The organism is Paenibacillus sp. P4_A7 (genome assembly GCF_056402455.1).
In genome coordinates this window covers 1-7,311 of record NZ_JBFUHJ010000280.1, presented here as the reverse complement: position 1 = coordinate 7,311, position 7,311 = coordinate 1, and the positions used below count along the sequence as shown (strand labels likewise).

The following is a 7,311-nucleotide window of genomic DNA, read 5'->3' as shown; positions in this document are numbered from 1 at the left end:
GGAAAATACAGCTTGGCAACTGCACTGGGATTATTCAAATCCATTATCGCCTTAATTCTTATACTCATCACGAATAAAATGGCAAAAGCATTAGGAGGATCAGGCATATGGTAGGAACGAATAATTCTCATACACCGACTACTCCATCTCTTAAGCTGAAATCGCCGTCTAAACCACTGCAGATAGGTGAGCTTCTGTTTAATATATGTAATTATGGACTCCTTTCCTTCTTTGGATTGCTAACCATTCTTCCGTTTTGGCATGTTTTTGTTGTTTCAATTACGAGCTATCAGTCCTATTTGAATAATAAGTTTATTATGATTCCGGAGAATGTCTCATTTTCGTCCTATGCTGTAATTTTGGGAGATCCAAAGATTCATCGTAGTTTTCTCCTTACGGTATTTATAGTAGTCGTTTCAACTTTATTTCATCTAGCTATTACAGCCATTACCTCGTATCCCCTTTCGCGAAGTTATCTAAAGGGGCGCAATGTAATGATGTTATTCATTATTTTCACGATGCTATTTAGTGGCGGATTAATTCCACACTATTTGTTAATTAAATATCTAGGGCTTATGAACAATGTATGGGTATATATCATTCCCGGTGCATTTTCAGGCTTTAGCGCCATTCTGATGTTGAATTTCTTTAAGCAAATACCTGAAAGCTTGGAAGAAGCAGCGAGAATTGATGGAGCAGGGCACTTCTATATACTAGTGAAAATCTTTATTCCCTTGTCCATGCCTATTCTTACTACATTAGCTTTGTTCTACGGAGTTGGCAAATGGAATGACTGGTTTACTGCCGTTATTTTTATCGACAATGCCAGATTGTACCCCATACAAAATATTTTACGAGAATTTCTCATTGTAGGGAATATGGACACGATTGGAAAAGGAATATTCGGTAATGATACATACAAGCTAATTGTGAGTATTAAGATGGCTATCATTATGGTGGCGACGTTACCGATTATGCTAGTTTATCCTTTTATGCAAAAGCACTTTGTCAAAGGAGTATTGCTAGGTTCCGTTAAACAATAAAAAATGGAGGGGTTTAAATGTCAAAGAAGTTGATTTTAACTGCTTTAATTTCAATAATGATGACGACTACGGTGATTGGCTGCTCTAATAGTAATAATACTTCAGGTTCTTCAGCTACAACGTCGTCACCAACGCAATCGTCTCAAGTGAAAGAGGAACCAAAACAAGAGAATGTAAAGCTAACGATGTACGCTCACGATTTCCAAAGATGGGATGGAGTCCAGAATGACAGCATCTTAAAGAGTCTGGAAGAGAAGTTTAATGTTTCATTAAGCAGACAAGGAGCACCATGGGAAGGTTGGATGGAAAAGCTGGCCCTTAAGATTAATACAGGGGAAGCACCTGATCTATTCTTTTATTTAACCACATTGCCTGAGTATAAAAGCTGGGTAGATAGCGGCGTCGTTCTAGAGCTCGATCAATATTTGGATAATGCGCCCAATCTCAAAAAAATACTAGATAACGGGCTTTATAAAAATTTGAAAATTAACGGACATTATTATTTTATTCCAGTTATTACTGCATCAAACAATCATTCTATCTACTACCGTAAAGATTGGCTGGATAAGCTTCAATTAAAGGAACCGACGAATATAGAGGAATTTACGACAATGATTAAAGCATTCACTGAAGGCGATCCAGATGGAAATAACAAGAATGATACGATCGGATTGACTGCTTCAAAGATTAGAGATTGGCTAAACGTCATTTATACAGGCTTCGGAGTGAAGCCAGAATGGAATTTAAATGAAGCTGGCGAATACGAAGCAGGTTATGCAACAGAACAATACAAACAATTCCTTGCTTGGATGAAGGATCAGTATAAAGCGGGTTATATTCAGAAAGAATATTTCCTCAATGATGATGCACAGAAAGAAGAAGCATTTTATTCCGGAAAAGCTGGAGTCATGATTTCAAACAGTGGCGTGAAAGCCGATGGGGTTATCGAACAAATCGGTGATGTCAACCGCGATGCGATTGTAGATGTATTGCCTCCTCCTGACGGTCCGGGCGGTCAAGGTGGCGTACAATCTTTCGGCGGCTTCTGGGGTGGCTGGAGTATCTCTTCGCAAACCAAAGATCCAGAAAGAGTTGTACAAATGTTGGATTATATTTATAGCCCTGAAGGTAGAGCACTCACCTATTTTGGAATTGAGGGTCTACACTATTCTAAGGATGGAGATAAGATCGTTCCCAACTTGGAGAACAGAGGAAAGGAACCGGCATATACTTTTGCACCGGTTGGAGAAGAATTAAAGGGACTATATAATGTGGGCCAGTACTTCGGTAACTTATATCAGTTTAACGGGGATAAAATTGAGACAATCAGTAACAACGCGTTTAACAAAAATCCTGGCATTGCAGACAAACAGGATACTTTTATAAATAAAAACCTGGTTTTGTCCGATATTGCCAACGTGCTTGATTTCCCTGCGGAGTTTTCAGAGATCGGCCAAAAGTTGCTAGATATTTCAGAGAGATATTCTATTTTGATTATTAGCGGCGGCAAAGAATTCGAAGCCGGTTGGTCGGAAATGATTAATGAGATGAATAAAGTAGGTTATGCCAAAGCACAACAGTATGTAAAGGAAACTATGGAAAAGCTCTAGTCGTTAAATGAGGAAGGAGAGAGCCCACACGCTCCATCCTTCCTATTTTGTTACATCGGGATATTTGAAATTAAGCAATTCTGCTGTGAATGATTACTATGGAGGGGTTTATATTGCAACGATCAGGAATAAATACTGAGGCCAATCGTTTGCTTGAAGAGTTCGTGCGGCCATCCACAGCTTATAGATCAGTCCCATTCTGGGCATGGAACAGCCGAATGTCAGTAGATGAAATTAAGGCGCAGATTCAGGAAATGAGCAAGCAAGGAATGGGCGGATTCTTTATGCATTCCCGTGAGGGGCTCGAAACCGAATATATGGGCGAGGAATGGATGGCGTGCATTCAAGCAGCAATTGCTGAAGCCAAAGCTACTGGAATGAAGGCATGGCTATACGATGAAGACCGTTTTCCATCAGGAGGAGCGGGTGGGTCTGTTCCGAGACTTGGAGGAGATGCATATCGTTCCAAAGCGGTAACGATGGAGGTAACGCGAGTTGAACCCGAGGATGTCTCAACCATAATTGCTCTGTTCGTCACTACAGTTGAGGGAGACGTCCTATCCTCTTGTCGTATGGTGGATCCTGTGAAGCCTGGTTTCTTAATGGATACTGAGATGTGGCTTATATGCCGCAAAGAAATCTCAGGTCCATGTGAATGGTTTAATGATGAGGCACCGGTGGATAATTTGAATCCAGATGCTGTCGCAGCTTTTATTGAGGGTACACACGAGCATTATAAGGCAGTGATAGGTGAAGAGTTTGGTCATACCGTTCCAGGTATATTCACTGATGAACCAAGCATAGCCGATTTTCATTCTATGTATACGAGGCCATGGCTCCCATGGACGGATGGCTTTGCGGAATATTTTCAGGAGCGAAGAGGTTATAGTTTGGTAGATTTACTGCCATATTTGTTCTTCCATGGGGAACATTCAACACAAACTAGGCATGATTATTGGAGAACGATTACAAATCGTTTCTCGTCAGCATACTCGGAGCAATTAGGCGAGTGGTGCGAGGATAATGGTATTGCTTATACCGGGCATTATTTGATTGAGCATAATTTGGGAATCGGTACGAGAGTAAGTGGTGCAATTATGCCGCATTATCGCTATCAGCAGGTACCTGGCATCGATATGTTAGGTGAGCAGGCTGATGAATTTTTAACGGTTAAGCAGTGTACGAGTGTGGCCAATCAATATCGCAGACCTTTCGTAGTGTCTGAGATGTACGGCTGCTGCGGCTGGGAGTTTTCGTTCGAAGGTCAGAAGTGGGTTGGTGACTGGCAATTTGCTTTAGGAATTAATGTGCGCTGTCAGCACTTAGCGTTATATAGCTTGAAGGGCTGCCGTAAACGCGATTTTCCACCCGTATTTAACTACAACACAAGCTGGTGGAAATACAATCATGTAACGGAGGACTATTTTGCCCGAATTGCTGCAGTTATGACGCAGGGGGAAGCGGTTCGCGATGTGCTTGTCATTCATCCATCCTCTACCATATGGTCTATGATTGGTTGTGACCCTTATGAGTATAAAGGTTGGGAGGATCCTAATTTACTGAGGGCTAACCAATATGAGAATGGGATTAATAGCATTATTCGATCAATACTCGCATTTCATTACGACTTTGATTTCGGTGATGAGACCATTATTGAAGATAAAGGGCATGTAAAAGATGGCAAGTTTTTCGTCAATTTTGCTGGCTATCGAGTAGTTGTACTTCCTCGTTTGCGTACTCTTCTAGACAGTACGCTTAAGTTATTGCTTGAGTTTATGGATTCGGGTGGAACAATTATTGCAGTGGGGCAAGAGATTACGATGATAGAYGGCAAGCTATCGGATGAAGTTCATGCGCTATATTCGCATGCTGGAATAAGGATTGCTGCTGATGAAACAGCTCTATGTTCCACACTTGAGGATGTACTGCCTCGCCAGATCAGCATTCGCAGCAAAACGTATGGGGAAGCACAGGAGTTTCTATATTATTTGAAAGAAATGCCTGATAGTTATGTTTTATTCGTTGTAAATAATGATCGAGATAAGGGGCAAGAGGTCGAGATTAGTTTGGCGCATATGGGACGGTTGGAAGAATGGGATACTTTGACGGGAGAGACCCGAGAACTTGGAGTTGAGGCTAGCGGAGATCAGATGAGGTTCGTGGTAGATTTCGGTGCAGCGGGTTCGAAACTATATGTCATTCATAAGAACTTGCAGCCTTTGCTCTCGAACATTGGTTTCAACTACGATCAGTCGCATTTATTCCGGTTAGCTGATGCTACACTCGGTCCGACCTGTACTTTTACTCGGACTATGCCGAACGTCTTGTTATTGGACGAATGTTCCTTTCGAATAAGCGATGGTGCTTGGTCAGAGTCCATGTTCGTATGGCAAGCACAGATGTGTATAAGGGAAACGTTAAATATGCGCCAAGTGCACTACAATGGACTGCCACAAAGGTACAAATGGGTAGAAGAAGATCATCCAAATGACGGACAGCCGATTAGGCTGCGATATAAATTTCAAGTTAACGAGCTTCCTACCACTGAAGTTTATTTAGTTCTTGAGGAAGCAGATCAATATGAAGTGTACTTAAACGGGACTACAGTGCCATTAGAAATGGTGGGCTGGTATATCGACAAGAGCTTCAAGAAAGTCAAACTTCCACAACTTAATAAGGGTGAAAATGAGCTAGTTATTGCATGTGCGTACAAATCTAACTTTGAGCTAGAAGATTGCTATATTATCGGGGATTTCGGAGTTGATGTTAATCGAAGTATTGTGAAAGAGCCCGATTCCCTCCATTTTGGAGACTGGTGCTTACAAGGTTACTTTCATTATTCAGGCAGCATCGTTTATCACTTCGACTATACCTATGCATATAAACCAGACGATGCAGCCCCTAAAGTTCTAATGGAGTTTGGGGAATATGAGGCCATCACAATAGAGGTTCATGTGAATGGTCAATCATTCGCACAGGTTCCTTGGCGGGAAGTGAATACGATCGATTTGACTACATCGCTTATTGAAGGGCGTAATCGGATCGATGTTGAAGTGATGGGCAGTCCGCGCAATCTATTTGGACCCTTTCATCAGAAGGGAAGTCATAATGTATGGGTCGATTGGACTTATTTCAATCGTGCAGGTTCTAGAGTTGAACCGAACTATGTCGTCAAGCCTTATGGATTGTTTAGTCCTATAAATCTATTTCTATCTTAAATCTCTGGAGGTCATATCGTGAATGATTACGCTAGTCACCATAGCAAGAACGAATGGTTCAGACACCCAGTCATTGGTGATCCTTCATTCGATACATTTCAAAGGCATGCCCATAATCCAATTTACAGAGGGCACTATCCATTCGAATGGCCGGTGAATGGTTCGCTATTCAGAGATCCCATCTCGAATCGACTATACATGTATATTTCTCTTTATTACAAAGGGTATTGGTCAATTAAGGACCCAGAGAAGAGCTTGCACTGTATTGCCTACAGATCGGATGATGAAGGGATGACCTGGCAAGAGGTCGGTCTCATGCTCGAAGGAACGAAGCATTCGTATGACAGTGAGGATGGTATGCGGGGTGGAACTGCAGACATGTGTGTCGTGTATGACCACGATCAAGATGTATATCACGCCCTATTCGGATGGGCTACATCAGCTAATACGGATGGAGGAATTGGTTATGCCAGAGCCTCGTCGCCGGAGGGACCCTTTATTATTTCAGAAACGCCCATTCATCAGGAAACAAAGCAGGATCTGCTTGGCGGAAAATATAAAAGAGTATACGCATCATCACTTATTAAAAGGGAGCAAGATTGGCTAATTATCGCTATGATGAGCACACCTCAAAATTGGGGAGGGTCATGGGCTCTGGTAAGTATGACGTCTGAGCAGGCAGAAGGTCCATATTCGAAGCCGGAATTGCTAATATATCCGCAAAGTACTCATTTTCATCCTCCAATTATGGAGTTTTTCCCTGCTTTTGAAGATGAGCGTTACGTATATTGTCCATTCACTTCACTTGCTATAAATAGAAGTTTCCAGATGATATATAAAGCAGAGAAGACAGAAGCACATCTTGCTCATGCATGGGAAATTGAGAAGTATGGCTCAATCTGGCATACCGAGGATTTAGAGTATGAGAAACAAGGTATATGGGGCCAAACGATTGCTGGTCTATTGGAGAAGGATGGACGATTACGAGTTATTTATCCAGCTAAAGCAGCGCCAGATACGGATCAAGGGACCATTAATTATGCGGAATGCATATGGGACGATATTGACAAAAATGATGGCTTCTGGTTGTCGGCACCTAATGGCCCTGCGCTTTCTTTTATTCAGAAAGAGTTCGAACAGTTTATATTGCATGCAGAACTGCAATCAAACGGTGAGAAATCGGTACTGTGGGCATATGAGGGTCCAATCGGTCCAGACATTACTACGGCGGGAGCTTCTCTACATCCGATTATGAATCGGAATAGGATGCAGTTAATTTGGCATAACGGCAGCTGGTCGATCATTGATACGGATGCGGAAGGAATAAGCACGACATTATCAAGTGGTGAATATAAGCTAGCAGTTCATTCACCGGATTCAATTTATATGGAATATGGCCAATCAGGAACAAATTTATCGATAAACGGCGAAGTTGTGTGG

4 protein-coding genes are annotated in these 7,311 nt (G+C 42.0%); all 4 read left to right on the top strand.

Going from position 1 to position 7,311, the window contains the following annotated elements; translation table 11 throughout:
• The first annotated feature begins 107 nt into the window (after positions 1-107).
• Positions 108-1,043 (top strand): carbohydrate ABC transporter permease, encoded by a 936-nt coding sequence (locus tag AC1DWN_RS23605; protein ID WP_477561341.1) that lies wholly within the window; start codon positions 108-110, stop codon positions 1,041-1,043.
• 17 nt (positions 1,044-1,060) lie between these two features.
• Positions 1,061-2,653, top strand: coding sequence for an extracellular solute-binding protein (locus tag AC1DWN_RS23600; protein ID WP_477561340.1), 1,593 nt, complete (start codon positions 1,061-1,063; stop codon positions 2,651-2,653).
• A 113-nt stretch (positions 2,654-2,766) separates the two neighbouring features.
• Positions 2,767-5,871 (top strand): glycosyl hydrolase, encoded by a 3,105-nt coding sequence (locus AC1DWN_RS23595; RefSeq protein WP_477561339.1) that lies wholly within the window; start codon positions 2,767-2,769, stop codon positions 5,869-5,871.
• 18 nt (positions 5,872-5,889) lie between these two features.
• Positions 5,890-7,311 (top strand): sialidase family protein (locus tag AC1DWN_RS23590; protein ID WP_477561338.1); only part of this gene is annotated, 1,422 nt, incomplete at its 3' end.

Bases quoted from the DNA above. Each gene is read 5' to 3' on its own strand.
- AC1DWN_RS23605 (WP_477561341.1), top strand. From the start codon at position 108: ATGGTAGGAACGAATAATTCTCATACACCGACTACTCCATCTCTTAAG.
- AC1DWN_RS23600 (WP_477561340.1), top strand. From the start codon at position 1,061: ATGTCAAAGAAGTTGATTTTAACTGCTTTAATTTCAATAATGATGACG.